The organism is Tenacibaculum sp. FZY0031 (assembly GCF_036350695.1).
In the GTDB taxonomy this organism is placed as follows: Bacteria; Bacteroidota; Bacteroidia; order Flavobacteriales; family Flavobacteriaceae; genus Polaribacter.
The window spans coordinates 339,712-361,104 of sequence record NZ_JAZDVY010000004.1 but is presented as its reverse complement, the minus strand read 5'-3'; the positions used below and the strand labels follow the sequence as shown (position 1 = coordinate 361,104).

Genomic DNA, 21,393 nt, shown 5'->3' with positions numbered 1-21,393 from the left:
CTATATACTTATTAATTTTACTATTAAGCTTCGTTTGTATTTCTTACTTTCACTTGATACACTACGTTTGGTTTTGTACCAATATAATCTAACACGTGGAAAGCTCTTTTATCTTCTTTTAACGCTGTAACTGTATCTTCTGAGTTGTTTATATCTCCAAATACCATAGCTCCAGTTGAACAAGCAGATGAACATGCTGTTTCAAACTCATCTTTATTAACAGCTCTACCTTCTTTCTTAGCTTTTAAGATAGTAGCTTGCGTCATTTGGATACACATAGAACATTTTTCCATAACTCCACGAGAACGAACAACTACATCTGGATTTAACACCATTTTTCCGTATTCATTGTTCATATTGAAGTCAAACTCATTGTTTTCAGCATAGTTAAACCAGTTGAAACGACGAACTCTATATGGACAGTTGTTTGCACAGTAACGAGTACCTACACAACGGTTATATGCCATTTGGTTTTGACCTTGACGACCGTGTGATGTTGCTGCTACCGGACATACTGTTTCACATGGTGCGTGATTACAGTGCTGACACATCATAGGTTGGAAAGCAACCTGTGGGTTTTCAGCAGGATTTTCTAAAGCATCAAATAAATCTCCTTTGCTTAACTCTAATACTTTTTCAGTATAACGTCTTTCAACTTCTTGGTTAGCTATGTTTGGATTTTGAGCTTTAAACTCTTCCATCGTCATTTTAGCATCGTGTTGCTTATCTTCTACAGTAGAAGAGTAGTAACGGTCAATACGTAACCAAGCCATATCTCTACCAACTCTCATTTCGTCTTTACCAACAACTGGAACGTTGTTTTCTGCGTGACATGCAATAACACATGCTCCACAACCTGTACAAGATGTTAAATCGATAGATAAGTTAAAGTGGTGTCCTAAACTTCTATCATGCTCATCCCATAAGTCGATTTTACTTCCTTCAACTTCTTGATGATCATAAGAAACCATAAATGGTTTATTCCAAGTATGCTTAGGATCTAATTTTTTATCGTTTACTTCTTTTAATGAAGCTTCTCTCAAAATATCGTGACGACCAGCTAGAGTACTTTGTACTTGCATACAAGCAAACTTGTGCCATCCTGAAGCTTTTTCTATAGAAACATTGTATTGTACATTGTTTCCGTTTTGGTAGAAAGGATAGGCATTAATACCTACTTGCATTTCTGACTTTAACCCTTGAGTTCTACCATACCCTAATGCTAAACCAACTGACCCTTTTGCTTGACCTGGTTGGATGATTACTGGAATTTTGTTTATTGTAACTCCATTAACTGTTACATTCGCATAATTACCATCAATAGCACCGTTATCTTTTACCGGGTTTTCAAAACCTAATTCTTTCGCATCTGCCATAGAAACGGTTAAGTAGTTATCCCAAGAAGCACGTGTAATTGGATCTGGTAATTCTTGTAACCATGGGTTGTTTGCTTGTTTACCGTCTCCTAAAGCTGTTGATGAATATAAGTTTAATTCGAATCCTGAAGCATTGTTAGCGTTTCTTACTAATTGTACTGCTGCTGCATTTACATCTGCTGTAGATTCAAAAGCCATTTCTTCTTCTACAGTAACATTTTCAGCTTTAAAGAATCCATCATGTAAAGCTTGATTCCATGAAGCTCCTCCTAATACATTAGTACTCCAAAACTCTTTTAAAGTGTCATAGTAGTTTACTGTACTTCCAGACCACTTTAATAACACATCTTGAACCTGACGTGTATTAAATAATGGTTGTATAGTTGGTTGCATTAAACTATAAACACCTTGTTTTGCCATAACATCTCCCCAACTTTCTAAGTTATGAGGTGCTGGCAATGTATATTGTGTAGCATTAGCTGTAGCATCATCTTGAGTAGATAAAGCAACAGATAACTTTAAGTTTTTAATTCCTTCTGCTAAATCAGCTGCATTTGACAATGAGTATAAAGGATTTACATTATAAGTAATTAAACCTTTTACTTTTCCTCCTTTAACGTCTGCTACTAATTGAGCCACTTGAGTATCGTTACCTTGGCGTTTTAAGTTCACTGCCTTCGTATCGATTACTTCACTATTTAACGCGTTGTTAATTGCTAAGGCAATTAATTGAGCATTTTTATCATTTAAACCAGTAACAACAACTCCTTTTGAACCTGCTTTTTTAAGGTCTTTAGCTAATTGCTTTACCTCTGCATCAAAAGCTGTTGCTTTTGAAGGAAGATTACTTCCTGTTACTTCGTTGTATAAGTTTATTAAAGCGAAAACCTGTTCAGAAGGCTTAGCAACTATTCTTTTATCAGCATTTGCTCCTGCTAAAGACATGTTACTTTCTATTTGAACATGGTAAGACATTTTACCAGTTTCTACTCTACGACCATCTGCATACGATTTTTCATATCCACCTTGCCAATCTCCTAAGAAATCTGCTCCAATAGATGCGATTACTGCTGCCTTGCTAAAATCGTAATCTGGTAATGCTCTTTTACCATACATAGCTTCAAAAGCATCTGCAGCTGCACTTTCAGAAATCGCATCATACACTACATGCTTAACATTTGGATAAGCTGTAATAAAATCTGCAATTACTTTTTCAGTAGAAGGACTCGCTAAAGTTCCTGTTAATAACACTACTGGTTCATTAGCATCTTTTAATTCGTTTAATTTTGCTATAATTTCTTTATCTGCATATTCCCAAGAAATTTGAGTTCCTCCTTCTCTAGGTTCTTTTAAACGTAATTTCTCATCGTATAATGATAAAACTGATGCTTGAGTACGTGCGCTAGTAACTCCTCCTGCCTCTTTATTTGGCATGATTTGAATTGGACGCCCTTCGCGTGTTTTTACTAATACGTTTGCAAAATCAAAACCATCTGCAATTGTAGTTGCGTACCAATCAGCAACACCTACTACGATATCATTAGGTTGCACTACATAAGGAATTGATTTTCTTACTGGACCTTCACAAGCTGCTAAAGAAGCTGCTGCTGTGGTAAATCCAACATATTTCAAGAAATCTCTACGTGAAGTTGATGATGTTTCTAAGGTTTCTTTGTCGCCTAAAAATTCATCTGTAGGAATATCTTGTACAAACTCATTATTACGTAGCGTTTCAACAATAGAACTACCTTTTAGTTCTTCAACACTTTGCCAGTATTTTTTGTTTGAAGCCATTTATATATGTGTTTTTCTACTTTCTAAATTGATTAATAGTGGCACTTACCACACTCTTTTCCTCCTAATTGCGCAATAGTAACTTGCTCAACACCGTACTTTTTAGCTAACTCTTCATGAATTTTAGCATAGTACTCATTACCTTTTAAGTCAACCTTAGTCGCCTTATGACAATCGATACACCAACCCATTGTTAATGGTGAGTATTGATATACTTCCTCCATTTCTTCAACAGGTCCATGACATTTTTGACAAGCTACACCTCCAACTGTTACGTGTTGTGAGTGGTTAAAATATGCAAAATCTGGTAAGTTATGAACTCTAACCCATTTAACTGGCTTAGTATTTCCTGTGTACTCTAATTTATCTGCATCCCAACCTGCTGCTTCATAAATCTTAGCGATTTCTTTATCTAAATCTGCTTTTACTAGTGTATGATCGTCCATTACCACTTTAGTATCATCCGCAACTTCTGAAATATTCTTATGACAGTTCATACAAACATTCACTGAAGGAATTCCAGATGTTTTGCTGTGCTTAGCAGACGAGTGACAGTATTGACAGTCAATCTTATTATCTCCTGCGTGAATTTTATGTGAAAAGGCAATTGGTTGAATTGGTTGATAATTTGTATCAACACCAACTTTAAACAAGGTACCAAACAAGAAATAAGCAGCTACTAAAGCTCCGAAAATTACGGTTAACACTTTTAAGAAAGTATTCTGTTTAATTCCTTGCCATAACTCAGCAGTTTGCCCCATTAAACCTGGAGTTTTTGGAGCACCTTTTAACTCACTAATAGTTTTTAATAAACTACCAATAATTAAAAACGCTACAACAATTGCCGCAGCTAATATATAAATCAACCACTTAGGTGCCTGATCTCCCTGAGGCTGACCAGCAACTTCAGCTCCTGCAGCAGCAGCTGTCTTCATTTCACCAACAGTTGTATAATAAAGAATATCATCAATGTTTTGATCTGTTAACTGCGGAAAAGCAGTCATGTTAGAACCGTTATACTCTTCAAAAATAGCAATTGCATCTTTGTCTCCAGATGCTCTAAGCTCAGCATTGTTCTTAATCCATGCCTTTAACCATTCGTTAGTTCTTTTTTCTTCTACTCCAGCTAACGCAGGACCTACAAGTTTTTTATCTAACTTGTGACAAGAAGCACAAAGAGATTTAAATAATTTCTTTCCTTCTTTTTGACGCGCTTCGTCAATATCTTGTGAAAACGCGGAAGAACTTACTAAGAAAACTAAAAAGAAAGCTAAACTCCTTACTAGAGTTTTGGTTAATCTACTGTGATGATTCACACTTTTCATACTATAAAATATAAGTTTTGTATCTATTTTGGTACAATTTTTTCTGTTACACTATTAAAAAACAGCACACAGAAAGTTGCACAAAAGTACTACTTCTGTCTAAATTGTGAAATGTTAAGAGAATCCTAATCTATAATTTATAACAATTCTAAATAAACCACATTAACAATGTATTAACTAACAAGTCGTTACTTTTGTAAAAAGATTCAACAAAATGAAAAAATACAGCATCTTAATCACCTTTTTATTCATTATTACGGGTAGTGTTTTTAACGTAAAAGCGCAGGACAAACTTACTGATAACAAAGACATTATTTCGTTGATAGAAAAAAAACGTACCTATAACAAAAATAACGGAAGTGGATATAGAATCCAACTATATAACGGACTAGAAAAACGGGCTAGAAGCTTGCGTAATAGATTTAAAATTGAGTACCCTGATGTTTTTACTAAACTAACTTACAAAGCTCCAGAGTGGAAAATACAAGTAGGTAATTATAAAACACGCTTACATGCTGACAGAGCTCTGAATGAAATCCGTGAAAAATTCTCTGGTGCCATTGTGGTTCCTATGTAAATCAATAAACAGGTGTAAAAAAAAGAGTGATGGTATACCATCACTCTTTTTTTTACAGAACTTATTAATTATTAATAAGCTCTTTTATCATTTCCTTCATAGAAATTAATAAATGCCTGATTTACTACTCTATGTCCTCCATCAGTTGGGTAATTACCTGTAAAATACCAATCTCCTAAATTATCTGGACACGCTTTGTGCAACCCACTTACTGGCTGGAAAATCACCTCTACGTCAGCTTTTATTTCGGCAGTTTTTAGCATTTGCGCAATCTTTGCAGAAACTTCTTCATCTGTAAATGGCGCATAAATTTCTTTAACGTAGTTTACCACGTCTTTATCCTCACTACCTTCTTGTTGTTTACACTTTTGATACACTTCATCAACAATATGATATTGATTGGTTTCTTGTAACAACTCTAAAGCAGCTTTAAATGCTATGAAATCGTTAATCTTAGCCATGTCAATACCATAACAATCTGGATAGCGTATTTGAGGCGCAGAAGAAACCACTACTATCTTCTTAGGGTTCAATCGATCTAAGATCTTAATAATACTTTTCTTCAAGGTAGTACCTCTTACGATACTATCATCAATAATAACCAAATTATCTGTTGGCTTTACCACCCCGTAAGTTACATCATAAACATGTGCTACTAAATCGTCGCGACTACTATCATCAGTAATAAACGTACGTAGCTTTGCATCTTTAATTGCTATTTTTTCAAAACGTGGTCTTTTAGAAAGAATTTCAATTACTCTTTCTTTTGAAAGCTTTCCTTCACCTGCTAAGATTGCCTCTGTTTTTTGTTGGTTCAATACATCTTCAGCAGCCTCCATCATTCCGAAAAACGATGTTTCCGCAGTATTAGGAATATAAGAAAACACTGAGTTTTCTATATCTTTATTAATAGATTTTAAAACCTCAGGAAACACGTACTTTCCTAGGTTTTTACGCTCTTCGTAAATTGAGGCATCGCTTCCTCTTGAAAAATAAATACGCTCAAAAGAACATGCTTTTTTGGGTCTCTCTTCTAAAACCGGAGCCATAGTTGTTTGACCATCTTTCTTAATAATCAACGCATGACCTCTATCGATTTCTTTAATTGCATCAATCGGCACATTGAATACTGTTTGAATCACTGGTCGTTCTGAAGCAACCACTACTACTTCGTCGTCTTCATAAAAGAATGCTGGACGAATTGCAGAAGGATCACGTAATACAAAAGCATCTCCATGCCCTAATAGTCCCGCCATTGCGTAACCACCATCCCAGTTTTTAGCTGAACGTTGTAAAATTCGTTGAATATCTAGATTTTCTTCGATATAAGGCGAAGCATCTTTTTTATTAAACCCTTCTTCCTTAGCTTTTAAGTACAAATCAGAAACTTCTGATTCTAAAAAATGACCAATTTTTTCCATTACAGTCACCGTATCGGTAAACTCTTTTGGGTGCTGCCCTAAGTCAATTAAATCTTTTAATAATTGCTTGGAATTTGTCATGTTAAAGTTCCCGGCAACAATTAAACTCTGGTGTTTCCAGTTACTTTGACGCAAGAAAGGATGCACACTCTCTATAGAGTTTTTACCAAAAGTTCCATAACGAACATGCCCTAAAAACAAATTACCGATGTACGGTACATTTTCCTCTTGCCATTTTACATCATCAACCTTCTCTGGATGTTCTTCAAAAACTCCGTTAATTCTTTGGTTAATTTTACCGAAGATATCTTGAATTGGCTGTGATTGATTGGAACGAATTCTACTGATATATCTTGTTCCAGGCTCTACATTAAATTTGATACTTGCTAATCCAGCACCATCTTGTCCTCTGTTGTGCTGTTTTTCCATTAGCAAATACATTTTATTCACACCATAAAACGCAGTACCATATTTGTCTTTATAGTATTGTAATGGTTTTTTTAAACGAACCATTGCAATTCCGCATTCATGTTTAATAGCGTCACTCATGTAATTTCAAGTATTTAGTTGTGTTGTGGTTTTGTGTGTTGTATAAAAAAATCCGCAGCAAAAAGCGCGGATTGATAGTTTATGATAATGCTATATCAAATTGGGTTAATTCTTTAAAGGCATTTAAACGTGCTTGTACCTCTTCGTTAGTTAACGTTTCCATACGTTGTGTTCCGAATTTCTCAACACAGAACGATGCTAAGTTAGATCCGTAAATAATTGCACTCTTCATATTTTCAAATGAAATATCTGCTGTTTTCGCTAAATATCCACAAAAACCTCCAGCGAAAGTATCTCCTGCTCCTGTAGGATCAAATACTTCTGCTAATGGCAATGCTGGCGCAAAGAACATATTCCCTTCATTGAATAATAAAGCTCCGTGCTCTCCTTTTTTAATGACCACATATTTTGGTCCCATTTCATGAATTTTCTTTGCTGCATTTACCAAAGAGTACTCTCCACTTAATTGGCGAGCTTCTTCATCGTTAATTGTAATAACATCTACACGCTTTAAAACTTCATGTAAATCATTCAGTGCTATATCCATCCAAAAGTTCATAGTATCTAATACTACTAACTTCGGTCTCTCATTCATTTGATCTAAAACCGACGCTTGGGTTAATGGATGTAAATTACCTAACATTACAATTGGCGCATCTTTAAACGATTCTGGAACCACTGGCTGAAAGTGCTCTAATACGTTTAACTCTGTTACTAAAGTATCACGAGAATTCATATCGTTATGGTATTTTCCACTCCAAAAGAATGTTTTTCCTTCTTTTACGATCTCCACTCCGTCGGTATTAATCCCTTTTTCGTTCATCATATCTAAATATGATTGTGGAAAATCTCCACCTACTACAGAAACTACTCCTGTTTCTACTCTAAATTGTGAAGCTGCCAATCCAACAAAAGTTCCTGATCCTCCTAAGATTTTATCAGTTTTTCCAAATGGTGTTTCTATAGCGTCAAATGCTACGGTTCCTACTGCTAATAATTTACTCATAACTCTACTTAATATCTCTTCAACAGAAGAAATGTATTTATTTCATTAAGCCTCTATAAACTACTAAGACTTAAAATTTTACTAATTCTACTCATTAAGGCTTAAACTCTCATGTCAACTGCCTTTTTTATCGTAATTTTGCGTCTTTAATTAAAAACGGTCTTTTTGACTTTGCAAAAATAGTTTTAAAAAATGACTATCAAAGAAATACAAGAAGAAATTATTGACGAGTTTTCGATGTTTGACGACTGGATGGAGCGTTATGAGTACATTATTGAGCTAGGTAAATCGCTACCGTTAATAGACGAAGCATACAAATTAGATGAAAACCTAATTAAAGGATGTCAATCGAAAGTATGGTTGCATTCTGAGTTAAAAGGTGACACAATTGAGTTTACTGCCGATAGTGATGCCATATTAACAAAAGGAATTGTGGCTTTATTATTGAGGGTGTTTTCTGACCAAACACCTAAGGCTATTTTAGACGCCGATACTGACTTTATTGATGAGATTGGTTTAAAAGAACATTTAAGCCCTACGCGTGCTAATGGATTAGTATCGATGGTAAAACAAATAAAAATGTATGCGATTGCGCAACAAAGCAAATTAGCAACTTAAAAGAAGTTTAGAATTATGACTGAAGATAAATTAGAAGAATTAGGAGATAAAATAGTTCGTGTATTAAAAACAATTTTCGACCCTGAAATACCTGTTGATATATATGAGCTAGGTTTAATTTATGATGTTTTTATATCAGAAGAGAATGATGCTAAAATATTAATGACATTAACTTCTCCTAACTGTCCTGTTGCTGAAACATTACCTGTTGAAGTAGAAGAAAAGGTAAAAACTTTGAAAGAAATCAATAACTGTGAGGTTGAGATTACTTTTGATCCTACTTGGACTCAAGATATGATGAGTGAAGAAGCTAAATTAGAATTAGGAATGCTATAAGGCTTTTAATGTAACTATTAAAAACACAAGGCGTACAACTTTAAACTTTTCAACTAAATATGGCAGAAGAAATTATAAATAGAGTTGCTAATAGCAAACTTACTACGATAGATTTAGAAGATTTTTACCCTAAAGGCAAGCGTGTAGTGTTTGATATTAAAAATTGGTTGTTTGAAGAATTGATTCTTCGTGAAAAAGATTTTAGAGAATCTGTAAAAAATCATGACTGGACTCAATACCAAGGCAACTATATTTCCTTAACTTGTTCTTCTGATGCGATTATTCCTTCTTGGGCCTATCTTTTATTGACTACTGAACTTACTCCTTTTGCCAAAAAAGTGGTAGTTGGCGACTTAACATTATTAGAAACTGTAATATATCAAGAGATAATTCACAAGCTAGACACTTCTGAGTATAAAGACAAACCTGTAATAATTAAAGGCTGTGCAAACAAGCCTATACCTCCATCAGCATATACTTTATTAATTGAAAAAATCAACCCTGTAGCAAAAACCATCATGTTTGGTGAAGCTTGTTCAACAGTACCGCTTTATAAGAGAAAAAGATAATTAAACTCATAGAACTCCTCAATTTAATTACCAATGAAAAAACTGTTCTTAATCTTATTTTCTTGTTGCTCTTTTTCTATAGTTTCTCAAGAAACTAAAAAAGATAGTATATCTACTCTAGGTTTAACTAATTCACCATTAGATACCGGTTTTGCTTCTTTTATAGTAAACTATCGGGTGTTTGCTGAACCTTTAGTAAAGAAAAACCCACCAAAAAAATGGACTGTTGTTGGAAAGTATACTTTTCTTTTCAATCAATCGTCTTTTTCTAATTGGGCTGCAGGGGGAAATAACACCGTTGCTGGAAACATGACACTTGGTTATGATTTTAACTACAAGAGAAAAAAATGGAACTGGGATAATAAAGTTATTTCTGCTTATGGTTTAAGCTATGTAGATGGTCAAGGAGTCAGAAAAACAGAAGATCAGTTTGAATACAACTCTTTATTAGGATTAAGGACTTCTAAACTTTGGTTTTTTTCTTTTTTTAGTAACTTTAAAACACAATACACCAAAGGTTATGACTACAAACAAGAGCCCAAAGTAGCGGTTTCAGACTTCTTTTCTCCAGCATACTGGAGTTTTGGTCCTGGTATGCTATGGAAGCGGAATGATGATGCTCGAATAAACATTGCACCTGCAACAGCTCGTTACACATTTGTTTCCAATCAATTTTCTGGTAAATACGGTGTAGATGAAGGCAAGAATACCAATTTCAGTTTAGGTTTCAATTTATCTGCTTATTTTAAAAGTAAAATAATGGAAGATGTAACTATGGAGAGTATCGTAGCGGTGTATTCAGATTATTTGAACAAACCTCAAAATATTGATATTGATTATCAGTTAAACATCTTTGTTAAAATTAATAAAAACCTATCTACTAATCTTGGTTTGCATGCCATTATAGACGACGATGCTTCTAGTAGAATCCAATTTAAAGAAGTGTTTGGTCTTGGTTTAAATTATATTTTTCATAAGACGTGACTTTTGGCGTAATGTTATTGTCTAACCCCTAGGTTAAGCGTACATTCGCGCCCTCAAAAATTAATTTAAAACTATTAAAATGAAAAAATTATTAGCTATTGCTGTTTTGTTTGGAGCACTAACAGTTAACGCTCAAGAAGAAAAAAAAGAAGAACCTAAAGAGGGATGGAAAAGAAGCGGTAACATCTCTTTTCTATTCAATCAATCCGCTTTTAATAATTGGTTAGCTGGAGGTACTAATAACATTTCTGGTACTATTGGGTTAAACTATGATTTTAACTATACTAAAGGTGATTGGACTTGGGATAATAAACTCATTGCTTCTTACGGTTTAACAAAATTAAAAGGGGAAGCAATGCAAAAAACGGATGACCGTTTAGAATTAAGCTCTTTAGCGGGTAAAAAAGCTAGTGGATATTGGTATTACTCTGCTTTTTTCAATTTTAAAACTCAGATGTCTTCTACTTATGTTTCTGGTGAGCAAACATCTCATTTCTTTTCACCAGCTTATTTCCAATTCGGACCAGGTATGTTATGGAAAAAGGATGACAATTTAAAAGTAAACATTGCTCCTGCAACTTCTAAGTTAATTTATGTACATAAGCACTTGACTGACTTGGGACCTGCTTTTGGAGTAGCTCAAAACGAAACAACCCGTTATGAACTAGGTGCTGCGGTTAACGCTTATTACAAATTAGAGGTTATGAAAAATGTATCTGTTGAAAACATCTTAAACTTATACAGTAACTACCTTGAAGATTTTCAAAATGTGGACATTGACTATACCGTTAACGTGGTAATGAAAGTTAACAAATATTTATCTGCGAATCTTTCTATGCAAGCAATTTATGACGACAATGCCTTTACAGGTTTTCAAACTAGGGAGGTATTTGGTTTAGGAGTAAATTACGGTTTCTAGAAAAAAAATTAAACATAACAGTTAAACCTCAGGAACATGTTCTTGAGGTTTTCTTTTTTACGTATTTTAGCCCCAAAAACCTAACAAATGACTTTATTAATTGTTTATGCCACTTTATCTATATTTTTCTCTTTCTTATGCTCTATATTAGAAGCTGTTCTACTAAGTGTTACCCCTACTTTTGTAAATGTTAAAAAGAAAGAAGAAAAAGCTTACGCAAATGATCTTGAAGCCTTAAAAAAAGATGTAGACAAACCTCTTATTGCCATCTTAACGGTAAATACAATTGCTCATACCGTGGGAGCTATCTTAGTTGGTGCTCAAGCAAAGAAAATATTTAGTGATGAAGGAAACGGCGTTTTTATAGTTTCTGCTATAATGACTATTTTGATTTTAGTCGCATCTGAAATTATTCCTAAAACTATTGGTGCAACTTACTGGAAATCTTTGGCTGGCTTTACAACTAAAGCCTTAAATATATTGATTTTCTTTTGTAAATACACCGGTATTATATGGGTACTACAACTATTTACAAAGCTATTTGGCAAAGGAGCTCATGGAGAAAGTGTTTTAAGTAGAGAAGACTTTTCTGCTATGACAGATATTGCTGAGCAAGAAGGTGTTTTTCATGAAAGTGAAGGTAAGGTAATTAGAAACATGCTAAACTTTAAAGAAGTTCAGGCGAAACACATTATGACCCCTCGTACGGTACTGACTACTGCTGATGAAAACCAAAGCATTGAATCTTTTTTTAATGAAAACAGGCCTTTGCGTTTTTCTAGAATACCTGTATATGCTGAAAACCCAGATAATATAACTGGATATGTTTTAAAGGATCAACTATTACTTTCTTTGGTTGATAACAAAGGAAACGAACCTTTAAAAACAATTAAACGTGAAATTATAATAGCCAGTAGAGAATTATCTATTCCTAATTTATTTGAAAAACTAATTGAACAACGAGAACACTTAGCTTTAGTTGTAGATGAATACGGAGCTGTTAGTGGTTTAGTTACTCAAGAAGATGTTATAGAAACGCTTTTAGGCTATGAAATAATGGACGAAAGTGATAATGTAGCAAATCTACAGAGCCTAGCTAGAAAAAGCTGGGAACAACGTGCAAAACGATTAGGAATCATTAACGATTCTGAAAATGAATAGCAAATCTTACGAACTTGTAAAATAAAAAAGCGAGGTGAAAATAATTCACCTCGCTTTTTTATTTTACTGTAAGCTGTGTTTCTAGTCATTAATTGTCCAAGAAACATAGTACATAGAACCAATTAATCCTGACCCAGGTGCTACCATATACTCATTCCCTGTTAGGTTAGTTCCTCCTACTTTAAATCTTGATTTAATAGCAGGTACTCTATAGTTTATTTGCGCATCTAATACCGTTCTTGCATCTACTGTATCATCTAAGAAGCTTGACTGCCAATAAAACTCATCTTGCCATCTTAAGTTCACGTTAAATCCGAAGTTTTTAAATAAGTTAGGATTTCCAAACATTACTTTTACTTGATGCTCTGGAGTATTAAATCCTGCTTTAAAAGTTGGATCTTCACTTTGGTCAAAAATTAATTTTGAATATGTGTAGTTAGCTCCTAAGTTAAACGTCTTGAATACCTTTGTATTCAATCCTACACCTACACCATACGAGTCTACATTCGCAGCTGTATTTGTATTAAGAACAAACGATGTATAATCCCCATTATTAATTGCTGCATCTGCTTGTGCATCTGGTGTTCCATCAGCTTCTAAAGCTCCATAATTCGCTACAATAGCATCTTTGAACGCTACAAAATCATTATACTGGTTGTAGTAACCATTGATGTCTAATTCTAATATATTTCTACTATTTAAGTCGATGATACTTCTATATCCAACTTCGTAAGAAGTAACCTTTTCTGGTTTTATAGGATTCACATCTAATTTTACTCTATTATCTCTTCCAACTAAAGCATTTCCAAAAGCTTGTCTACCAGTAATTACACTAGTAGAACCATCTTGATTAACTACTGTAGTAGAGAAACGATCTAAGTTTTCTTGTGAGGTTCCTAAAATATACTTGCTAGGTCCTGAACGCAACCCAAAGTATTGTTCTAAAGTACTAGGGTTTCTAAATCCTGTTTGATAAGATGCTCTTAAAATATGATTTTTTGATTCTCCTAAAGAATAGTTTAACGCTACCCTTGGTGAGAAGTTCCCTTCAAAGTTTTTAGACTTATCATAACGAACAGATCCTGTAAATTTTAATCTATCATCTAAAAACTTCTTTTGAATTTGAGAATAAACCCCTACCATGTCAAATTCAATACTGCTATTTTCATCAGTAAATAAGGTTCCGTTTGAATTGATATCAAATTTACGATAAGAACCTCCTATCTGAATCTCTCCCCAACGAATGATATCTTTAAAGTTATAATTAGCATCAAAATGATAAAAAGAAGTTTCGTCTTTTATACCTGCTCCTCCTTTGTTTATTGGAGTATTAATTACCTCTTCTAAGGCTGTTTTAAATTCAGCCGATCCTGGTGTGTATCTGTTTCTATTGGCAAATCTTCTTGCATCTGCATCGTTAAGAGGTGTGAACCCAGGAACTGTTAAGGCTCCACTATATATGCCTGCATATTCTTGATACCAATTTTGAGTTGGATTATACTTTTCATTCAATGCAATGGCTGCAAATCGTAAATCGTGACTTTTTCCAGAATCATTACCAGTATAATAACCTCTTACAAAGAAGTTTTTCCCTATAAGTTCTAGTTTATACTGCTCAATAAAGTATCCTTTTTGAGAGAATCTATTGGTTCCTTGATAGGTATTATCTCCACGAGAAAAACGAGAATTTAATACGATTTCTAATGCGTCATTGGCCCATGGTCTGATATGTATAGATCCATCAAATTTTAGGTTATATCCATTATAATCTGTTAGGTCTGATTCATTATACCCTGTTCTACTAACATCTAAAGAAGGCAGTGCTGGATTTAAATCATTTAGGTTAAAACTAAAATCATCTCCATATACATTTACACCATCATAGTCTGTATTGGTATTTCGATCTCCATCAGTTGCAGTTCCACCAATACCTGTCGTATTTCTAGTATCATCGGCATGCCATTCTTCAGCAGAGAAATAAGTAAAATTAGCTTTAGCAGCTACATAATCATTAAACTTATATGCCTATGCCATACGAACCCCTACATCATAAAAAGGATTGTTACCTGCTGCTTTTTGAGACATGCTTCCTGTTTTTATATAGGTACTAATACCGGCATCGTCAAAAGGATTTCTACTTCTCATTAACAAAATACCGTTAAAGGCATTTGCTCCATATAAGGCAGAAGAAGCTCCTGGAAGAATTTCAACATTTTTCACATCTAAATCGGAAAGCCCCATAATATTCCCTGCTGAGAAGTTTAGTGCAGGAATTGATGTTTCTACTCCATCTACTAATTGTACAAATCGAGTATTGTCGAAAGTAGAAAAACCACGAGAGTTTACAGATTTAAATCCGTAATTTGCTTCACGTGATTCGATTCCTTTTAAGTTGACTAATCCGTCATAAAACGAAACAGAAGTATTTCTTTTTATATCAACAATCCCCATTCTTTCAATAGTTACAGGAGATTCAATAACTCGTTCAGGTGATCTAGATGCTGAAATTACAACTTCGTCTAGTGCTACACTTTCTTTTAAGATCACATTCACTTCTTGGTCTTGTGAAATAAGCTCTAGTACTTCTGTCTTGTATCCAAAAGCAGAAACTTGTATTGTTATGGGGTAAGTTGACGTAACTTGTAGTGTAAATTTTCCTTCAAAGTCGGAAACTGCTCTAGCCTCACCTGAAAGAATTACTGCATTTGGAAAGGGCTCCAAGTATTCGTCGTAAATTTTTCCATTTACTGTAGTTTGCGCATACATAGCCATACTACACACTACCAAAACTAGGAATAGTAGTTTTTTAAACATAATGTTTATTTTAATTGATTTGTATTAAGTTATTTTGAATTATTTACTCATCAAGAGCAAACATAATAGGGAATCCGTATTTTACAGAGGTTTCATCTCCTGACTTTTTTGCAGGTATAAACTGAGGTAACTGAGAAACTACTCGAACGGCTTCGTTGTTTAGCAATTCTCCGTTTTTAGGACCTAAAGTTTTGATATTCTTAACTTGGCCGTTTTTGTCTATGATAAAACGCACCCAAACTTCTCCTTGAATAGATTCTTTGACAGCCTGACTTGGATATCGGAAATGCTTTTGTATATGTTTTACCATTTCTACGTTAAAACAATCTAACCGCTCGTTTTTCTTTGCTTTTTTACACGCGGCAAACAAAGGAATCTTATCAACTGTAGTAAACTTCTCAGCTTTTCTTACTTCTTCTGCTGATAATTTACTTGTGATATTTTCAAGATTGTTTTTAAAAGTTAACGACTCGTTTAATGCTGTTTGAGGAGTGGTATTTTCTATTGCCGCAGTTCCTGCTCCTGATAGACCAGCAGCACTAGAAACAGCTTTCTTTTTTGAAATTTCTCTCTTTTTTAAATACCTTCTGTTAGCCGATACTTTTACAGAGATTTGTCGTGTCCCTTTATTTTTCTTATCTTTTGGAGCAATCGTACATTTTGTTATACTATTTAAGTCTACTAAAGACGCTTCAGGGGTTTCACATACTTCACGTTGTGACACAACATTAGTAGCATAAAAACAAACTAATGTAATAGCTAAAATAATTTTTCTCATACCTAAGGGGTTTAACATTTTTCCAATCAACTAATTATCGTTTATTATTTGTGAAAAACATGGCGCACAAAGGTATTCTTTTTTTTACAGAAAATAAATTATTTTAACACTCTAATATTCAGAGCTATTCAAACTAAAGTTCATAGGAAAACTATACGTTACACTTGTATTTTTCCCTTGTTGTTTTCCTGGGCTAAAATTAGGTAATAATAATACGATTCTTTTTGCTTCCTTTTTTAAAATCTCATGTACATTTTGCCCTGCTGTTTTGATATCTGTTACTTTACCTGTTTCGTCGATTACAAAGTTCACCAACACTTCTCCTTCTATACCCTTATCTAAGGCTTCATCAGGATATACCAGTGTATTTACTATATGTTTTTGCATTTCGTAATTAAAGCAGTCTACGCTATCCTTTGACGGATTATTACATGATAAAAACATAGGAATCTCATCGACAACATCAAAAGAAATTGCTTTTTTCTTCATCCTTTTTGTCAGTGGACTAATATCATACAAACGACATGTAGCTAAGTCATTTGTTATTGTCAGCTTTTCTTTTCTTGCTTCTATTCCTGTAGCCAAACTAATAACTTTTTCAAAGTAAATTCGTTTTCTTAAATGTCTTCTAGCAGAAATTGTAGTTATTGCAGCTGGTGTTTCTTCTATAAGCTTTTTTTCTTTTTTTTCTACTAAACACTTATCTACTACGTTTACATCTACTGAATGAAGATTTTCAGATGTACACTTCTCTTGTGCTACGGCAAATTGCAAGCCACAACACAGTAGTATGAGGGGAATTATATTTTTCATCATGATCTATTCAGATTAACACATGGTAACTCAAAAAAGAGCGGACATTTCATCTGGTCTTAAATTTTACACTTAAAACTTTGTGAATACTTGGTAAGTTAGCTGGTTAAATAAGGTTACACTATCGTTGTTTGACTTAAGCTTTCTTATAAACTGACTGATCTGGATAAAATCGTTTAAATTTTGTTGGTGAAGTTTTATTATTTTTCATTTTCAGGGGGATAAAATGGTTAAAAATATTAATTTACAATGCTTTACAAAACATAGCAAAAACTATGTTAGCGATTATAAATATAACAAAAAAGAACTTAACGTTGCAATTCTTTAAGTTCTTTTTTAGTTACGATTGTGTTTTGTTAGTGTAAAAAACTAATACTCTTGATACAAGAAATCGTTGTACGGAAAACGTTGAATGTGTATTTTTTTTACTTCTTCATACACCTTGTCTTTAAAATTTTCTAGGTTGTCTTTATTCAAGGCAGAAATAAAAATGCTCTCTGTTTCTAGATCATTCATCCAGGTTCTTTTCCAATCCTCTAATGTATAATGCTCTTTCGTTTTTTCTGTTACTAAATCGTCTTCATTAATAGTTTCATGCGTATACGCATCTATTTTGTTAAACACCATAACCGTGGGTTTATCTTTACTATCTATTTCATCTAAAATTTTATTTACAGAAGCTATATGATCTTCAAAATTTGGATGTGAAATATCTACGACATGTAATAACAAATCTGCTTCACGAACTTCATCTAAAGTAGATTTAAAAGACTCTACTAATTGAGTTGGTAATTTTCTAATAAACCCAACAGTATCTGTCATTAAAAAAGGAATATTTTTTATAACTACTTTTCTAACTGTAGTATCTAGTGTTGCAAATAATTTATTTTCAGCAAATACCTCACTTTTACTAACTACATTCATTAGCGTAGATTTCCCAACATTGGTGTATCCAACTAAGGCAACACGTACCATTTTTCCACGATTTTTTCGCTGTATGGACATTTGCTTGTCAATAGTTAGCAGTTTCTTTTTTAGCAGTGAAATTTTATCTCGAATAATACGACGGTCGGTTTCTATTTCTGTTTCACCAGGACCACGCATCCCAATTCCTCCTTTTTGCTTATCGAGGTGGGTCCACATTCTGGTTAATCGAGGTAATAAATATTGGTATTGTGCTAGTTCAACTTGTGCTTTTGCTGAGCTTGTTTGCGCTCTACTTGCAAAAATATCAAGTATTAAATTGGTTCTATCTAAAATTTTACACTCTAAAAAACGTTCAACATTTCTAAGTTGCGCTGGCGATAGCTCGTCATCAAAAATGGCTGTTCCTATATCATTGGAATCTATATAGGCTTTTACATCTTCCAATTTACCTGTTCCAATAAACGTTTTTGGATGTGGTTTATCCAACTTTTGAACAAATCGTTTAACAGCAACTCCTCCTGCTGTAAGCGTTAAAAACTCTAATTCATCAAGGTATTCTTCTGATTTCTTTTCGTCTTGATTTTGGGTTATAATACCTATTAAAACCGCTTTTTCTGATATGGCTTCTCTTGTTTCAATCATACATTACAAAAGTACAAATTTATCGATGTAAACTAGTTAACTTATTTAATTGAGAATCTATTATTTTAAGGGATTAAATATCGTTTAATATTCATTGTTATCGATGCTATTTTACCTACCGAAAAACAGCACCCAAACAGGCAACAAGTTACCTTAAGACTTATAATAGTTTTTTTACAGTCATTTTTAATTGTGGCAACACCTCTTTTTCAAACCACGGATTTTTCGTTAACCAAAATCGATTTCTTGGTGATGGGTGTGGTAATACAAAATACTTAGGCAAATACACTTCAAAAGCATTTACAGTTTCGGTAAGTGTTCGTTTTGCTTTCTTTTTTAAATAATAGTTTTGAGCGTACATTCCTATTAAAATAATCAGTTTAACTTCTGAAATTTCTTTTAACAAAGGTTGATGCCATTCTGGAGCACACTCTTTTCTTGGTGGCAAATCTCCTGTTTTTCCTTTTCCTGGATAACAAAACCCCATAGGAATTATTCCAAAATTGTTTGTGTTGTAAAATTGCTCATCGGTAACACCCAACCATTTCCTAAGTTGTTTTCCACTAGCATCATTCCATGGAATTCCAGACTGGTGGACTTTGGTTCCGGGGGCTTGACCTACAATAATAATTTTTGACTTGCTATTAGCTAAAACTACGGGGTTAGGCTCTATATGTTTCTCACATATTTTACATTCTTTTATTTTCCTTAGAAGACTCTCCACCCTGTAAAGTTAATATTTATGTATAAAAAAACACTCGATTACATTGTAAAACGAGTGTTTGTTAGTCTTAATTATATAGCTCTTAATTGTTAATTGCATAGCTAGCGCCATTGCCTAAGTCAGATAAGATTGCCATAATTGTTTTCATTAGTTTTTTCACTTTTTTGGTTAGTAGTTGTCTTTTCATTTTTTTAGATATTTTATTAATTTCCCTGTGGTAAAATTAACATGCAACTACTTGATATTTAATAGGGTTTTTGCCCTTTTCAATCTATTAAAACCCTCTTTTTCAATGAGTGAAAAAGGGTAATTATCTAAAAATTAGTGTTTTGATTTTTATGAGATTCTTACAAAATCATCAAAAGCAACATAATAGGGTTCGTTTTTAAAAACAGGTAAATCTACACTTTCTGCATTTGCTATTCCTATACCTGCATACCAAACTTTGGCATTTTGTTTTTCTGCGTGTCTTTTAAAAGTTTCCATCCACAATACATCATACTCTTGGGGCGATTGGAGATTGTTCGTGGTTTTTACCAATACAAAAATTGTTGGTTCTCCTTTTTTATACAATACGAACTGAGGGTGTCTTTTTAATTCACTATTTACAGCAATAAATTCATAGCCCATTTCTTGTAGTTTTTTTCCTACAATATTCATTCCTAAATTATGAAGTTCTTGTTCTGTAAGTGCTTGCATTACTTTCGTTTCTTATTGCGTTTGTTATAGTTTTTATCTCCTCTTGTTTTTGGTTTTTTATATTTCTTAGCAATTTCTCTTCGATAAGAACCTCCTTGATTTGTTTTCTTATTTTTCTCTTTTTTCTCGTGAAAGGCAGATCCAGGAATGTATTCTTGAGAAGTTCTGTTCTTATTTATTTCTCGTTCTTCTTTTGGGCGCTCTTCTTCTGTTAGCTCTTTTGAGATTTCAACTTGTGCTGGAATTTCTAACTCTGGAATCTTATAATCCATCAACTCCTCAATTCTTTCTTTAGCTTCCTGTTCCTTTTCTGTAGCAAATAAAATTGCTTTTCCTTCATGCTCTGCACGACCTGTACGACCTATTCTGTGCATGTAATTTTCAGGGAAATGTGGTGTGTTAAAATTAATTACATGTGTAATCTCTTCTAAGTCCAATCCACGTGCAATTACATCCGTAGCAATTAAAATTCGTTTTTCTCCTTTATTGAATTGTTCTATGGAGCGCAAACGATAGTTCTGGGTTTTATTTGAATGAATTACACAGGCTTGCGACGGGTATTCTTCTGCAACACAATCGAACAATCGGTCTGCATTTCGTTTATTAGGGGCAAATACCAACACTTTACTAAATTCTGATTTATCAAATAACAAATGGTTTAGTAAATTGACTTTGGTATAAAAATTTGGAACCTTATAGCTTGTTTGCTGAATGTTGTCTAACGGCGTTCCACTAACTGCAATTGCTATTTTATGTGGAGCAATGAAAAAATCGTCAATTAAAGCTTCTACGTCTTCTGTCATCGTTGCAGAAAACATAATATTTTGACGTCGCTGTGGTAGCAAATCAAAAATGTTTAACAACTGAAAACGGAAGCCTAGGTCAAGCATTACATCTACTTCATCAATGACTAGTTTCTGAATAGATTTTAACTTCAGTACATTACTTAAAGCTAAATCGTACAAACGTCCGGGAGTAGCAACTATAATATCAGCCCCTTGCATTACTGCTTCTTTATGACGGTTTAAATTAACCCCACCATATACTCCTACAGTTCGTATTGTAATGTATTTGGTTAGTTTTTCTATTTCTTCTACCACCTGGACTACTAATTCTCTTGTAGGCACTAATATCATTACTCTTGGGTGCTGTTGCTTTGAGAATTTTAAATCGCGGAGTATTGGCAATAAATACCCAAAGGTTTTCCCTGTACCGGTTTGTGCAATTCCCACTACATCTTTTCCTGAGCGAATTACAGGAAAGGCTTGTTCTTGAATGGGTGTTGGGTTTACAAAACCTAATTCTTCAATAGAATTTCTTAGTGGGTTTGATAAGTCTAAATCTTGAAAAGTAGTCATTAA

19 protein-coding genes are annotated in these 21,393 nt (G+C 33.7%); 7 read left to right on the top strand and 12 right to left on the bottom strand.

All coding sequences use genetic code 11. The features are described from left to right. Positions 1-23 precede the first annotated feature (23 nt). Positions 24-3,170: a TAT-variant-translocated molybdopterin oxidoreductase gene (locus tag V1T75_RS07885; RefSeq protein ID WP_330487996.1), complete on the bottom strand. Its 3,147-nt coding sequence runs from the start codon at positions 3,168-3,170 to the stop codon at positions 24-26. Between the two features lie 32 nt (positions 3,171-3,202). After that, complete coding sequence (locus tag V1T75_RS07880; RefSeq protein WP_330487995.1) at positions 3,203-4,495, bottom strand: c-type cytochrome; 1,293 nt, start codon at positions 4,493-4,495, stop codon at positions 3,203-3,205. Between the two features lie 214 nt (positions 4,496-4,709). Between V1T75_RS07880 and V1T75_RS07875 the strand changes: the two genes are divergently transcribed. Further along, positions 4,710-5,072, top strand: coding sequence for an SPOR domain-containing protein (locus tag V1T75_RS07875; protein WP_330487994.1), 363 nt, complete (start codon positions 4,710-4,712; stop codon positions 5,070-5,072). 71 nt (positions 5,073-5,143) lie between these two features. Here the strand turns inward: V1T75_RS07875 and V1T75_RS07870 are convergent, their stop codons facing one another. Then, complete coding sequence (locus V1T75_RS07870) at positions 5,144-7,042, bottom strand: amidophosphoribosyltransferase (RefSeq protein ID WP_330487993.1); 1,899 nt, start codon at positions 7,040-7,042, stop codon at positions 5,144-5,146. 79 nt (positions 7,043-7,121) lie between these two features. Beyond that, positions 7,122-8,048 (bottom strand): PfkB family carbohydrate kinase, encoded by a 927-nt coding sequence (locus V1T75_RS07865; protein ID WP_330487992.1) that lies wholly within the window; start codon positions 8,046-8,048, stop codon positions 7,122-7,124. Positions 8,049-8,240: 192 nt separating this feature from the next. On the opposite strand from V1T75_RS07865, the gene V1T75_RS07860 reads away from it, so the two are divergent. From V1T75_RS07860 to V1T75_RS07835, 6 genes are all read left to right on the top strand, one after another. After that, the gene (locus V1T75_RS07860; RefSeq protein ID WP_330487991.1) at positions 8,241-8,666 is read left to right on the top strand and encodes a SufE family protein; all 426 of its coding nucleotides are present in this window, start codon (positions 8,241-8,243) and stop codon (positions 8,664-8,666) included. 15 nt (positions 8,667-8,681) lie between these two features. Beyond that, positions 8,682-9,002: a DUF59 domain-containing protein gene (locus tag V1T75_RS07855; RefSeq protein WP_115899355.1), complete on the top strand. Its 321-nt coding sequence runs from the start codon at positions 8,682-8,684 to the stop codon at positions 9,000-9,002. A gap of 59 nt (positions 9,003-9,061) precedes the next feature. Further along, positions 9,062-9,571: a DUF2480 family protein gene (locus V1T75_RS07850; protein ID WP_330487990.1), complete on the top strand. Its 510-nt coding sequence runs from the start codon at positions 9,062-9,064 to the stop codon at positions 9,569-9,571. A 33-nt stretch (positions 9,572-9,604) separates the two neighbouring features. After that, positions 9,605-10,555 (top strand): DUF3078 domain-containing protein, encoded by a 951-nt coding sequence (locus V1T75_RS07845; RefSeq protein ID WP_330487989.1) that lies wholly within the window; start codon positions 9,605-9,607, stop codon positions 10,553-10,555. Between the two features lie 79 nt (positions 10,556-10,634). Further along, positions 10,635-11,474 (top strand): DUF3078 domain-containing protein, encoded by an 840-nt coding sequence (locus V1T75_RS07840; RefSeq protein WP_330487988.1) that lies wholly within the window; start codon positions 10,635-10,637, stop codon positions 11,472-11,474. An 87-nt stretch (positions 11,475-11,561) separates the two neighbouring features. Continuing rightward, a complete protein-coding gene (locus V1T75_RS07835) occupies positions 11,562-12,635 on the top strand; it encodes a CNNM domain-containing protein (protein ID WP_330487987.1) in 1,074 nt (357 codons plus the stop codon). A gap of 81 nt (positions 12,636-12,716) precedes the next feature. Here the strand turns inward: V1T75_RS07835 and V1T75_RS07830 are convergent, their stop codons facing one another. The 8 genes from V1T75_RS07830 to V1T75_RS07795 form a co-directional block, all read right to left on the bottom strand. Next, complete coding sequence (locus V1T75_RS07830; RefSeq protein ID WP_330488012.1) at positions 12,717-14,333, bottom strand: TonB-dependent receptor plug domain-containing protein; 1,617 nt, start codon at positions 14,331-14,333, stop codon at positions 12,717-12,719. Positions 14,334-14,660: 327 nt separating this feature from the next. Further along, the gene (locus tag V1T75_RS07825; protein ID WP_330487986.1) at positions 14,661-15,449 is read right to left on the bottom strand and encodes a TonB-dependent receptor plug domain-containing protein; all 789 of its coding nucleotides are present in this window, start codon (positions 15,447-15,449) and stop codon (positions 14,661-14,663) included. A 43-nt stretch (positions 15,450-15,492) separates the two neighbouring features. Beyond that, positions 15,493-16,227 carry an energy transducer TonB gene (locus tag V1T75_RS07820; RefSeq protein ID WP_330487985.1) on the bottom strand — a complete coding sequence of 245 codons (735 nt, stop codon included), beginning with the start codon at positions 16,225-16,227 and terminating at the stop codon, positions 15,493-15,495. Positions 16,228-16,338: 111 nt separating this feature from the next. Further along, positions 16,339-17,043 (bottom strand): energy transducer TonB, encoded by a 705-nt coding sequence (locus V1T75_RS07815; RefSeq protein ID WP_330487984.1) that lies wholly within the window; start codon positions 17,041-17,043, stop codon positions 16,339-16,341. Positions 17,044-17,409: 366 nt separating this feature from the next. After that, positions 17,410-18,609, bottom strand: coding sequence for a GTPase HflX (hflX, locus tag V1T75_RS07810; protein WP_330487983.1), 1,200 nt, complete (start codon positions 18,607-18,609; stop codon positions 17,410-17,412). Positions 18,610-18,769: 160 nt separating this feature from the next. Beyond that, the gene (locus V1T75_RS07805; protein ID WP_330487982.1) at positions 18,770-19,333 is read right to left on the bottom strand and encodes a uracil-DNA glycosylase family protein; all 564 of its coding nucleotides are present in this window, start codon (positions 19,331-19,333) and stop codon (positions 18,770-18,772) included. 336 nt (positions 19,334-19,669) lie between these two features. Beyond that, on the bottom strand, positions 19,670-20,032 hold the full coding sequence (locus tag V1T75_RS07800; protein ID WP_330487981.1) for a Na(+)-translocating NADH-quinone reductase subunit F: 363 nt from the start codon (positions 20,030-20,032) through the stop codon (positions 19,670-19,672). Next, entirely contained in the window at positions 20,032-21,390 is a 1,359-nt protein-coding gene (locus V1T75_RS07795; protein WP_330487980.1) for a DEAD/DEAH box helicase, read from the bottom strand. Before V1T75_RS07795 ends, V1T75_RS07800 begins: the two co-directional genes overlap by 1 nt. Positions 21,391-21,393: the final 3 nt, after the last annotated feature.

What these genes read in the sequence shown, in the direction of transcription:
- V1T75_RS07885 (WP_330487996.1), bottom strand. Translation starts at nt 3,170, where the DNA reads ATGGCTTCAAACAAAAAATACTGGCAAAGTGTTGAAGAACTAAAAGGT.
- V1T75_RS07880 (WP_330487995.1), bottom strand. Translation starts at nt 4,495, where the DNA reads ATGAAAAGTGTGAATCATCACAGTAGATTAACCAAAACTCTAGTAAGG.
- V1T75_RS07875 (WP_330487994.1), top strand. Translation starts at nt 4,710, where the DNA reads ATGAAAAAATACAGCATCTTAATCACCTTTTTATTCATTATTACGGGT.
- V1T75_RS07870 (WP_330487993.1), bottom strand. Translation starts at nt 7,042, where the DNA reads ATGAGTGACGCTATTAAACATGAATGCGGAATTGCAATGGTTCGTTTA.
- V1T75_RS07865 (WP_330487992.1), bottom strand. Translation starts at nt 8,048, where the DNA reads ATGAGTAAATTATTAGCAGTAGGAACCGTAGCATTTGACGCTATAGAA.
- V1T75_RS07860 (WP_330487991.1), top strand. Translation starts at nt 8,241, where the DNA reads ATGACTATCAAAGAAATACAAGAAGAAATTATTGACGAGTTTTCGATG.
- V1T75_RS07855 (WP_115899355.1), top strand. Translation starts at nt 8,682, where the DNA reads ATGACTGAAGATAAATTAGAAGAATTAGGAGATAAAATAGTTCGTGTA.
- V1T75_RS07850 (WP_330487990.1), top strand. Translation starts at nt 9,062, where the DNA reads ATGGCAGAAGAAATTATAAATAGAGTTGCTAATAGCAAACTTACTACG.
- V1T75_RS07845 (WP_330487989.1), top strand. Translation starts at nt 9,605, where the DNA reads ATGAAAAAACTGTTCTTAATCTTATTTTCTTGTTGCTCTTTTTCTATA.
- V1T75_RS07840 (WP_330487988.1), top strand. Translation starts at nt 10,635, where the DNA reads ATGAAAAAATTATTAGCTATTGCTGTTTTGTTTGGAGCACTAACAGTT.
- V1T75_RS07835 (WP_330487987.1), top strand. Translation starts at nt 11,562, where the DNA reads ATGACTTTATTAATTGTTTATGCCACTTTATCTATATTTTTCTCTTTC.
- V1T75_RS07825 (WP_330487986.1), bottom strand. Translation starts at nt 15,449, where the DNA reads ATGTTTAAAAAACTACTATTCCTAGTTTTGGTAGTGTGTAGTATGGCT.
- V1T75_RS07820 (WP_330487985.1), bottom strand. Translation starts at nt 16,227, where the DNA reads ATGAGAAAAATTATTTTAGCTATTACATTAGTTTGTTTTTATGCTACT.
- V1T75_RS07815 (WP_330487984.1), bottom strand. Translation starts at nt 17,043, where the DNA reads ATGATGAAAAATATAATTCCCCTCATACTACTGTGTTGTGGCTTGCAA.
- hflX (WP_330487983.1), bottom strand. Translation starts at nt 18,609, where the DNA reads ATGATTGAAACAAGAGAAGCCATATCAGAAAAAGCGGTTTTAATAGGT.
- V1T75_RS07800 (WP_330487981.1), bottom strand. Translation starts at nt 20,032, where the DNA reads ATGCAAGCACTTACAGAACAAGAACTTCATAATTTAGGAATGAATATT.
- V1T75_RS07795 (WP_330487980.1), bottom strand. Translation starts at nt 21,390, where the DNA reads ATGACTACTTTTCAAGATTTAGACTTATCAAACCCACTAAGAAATTCT.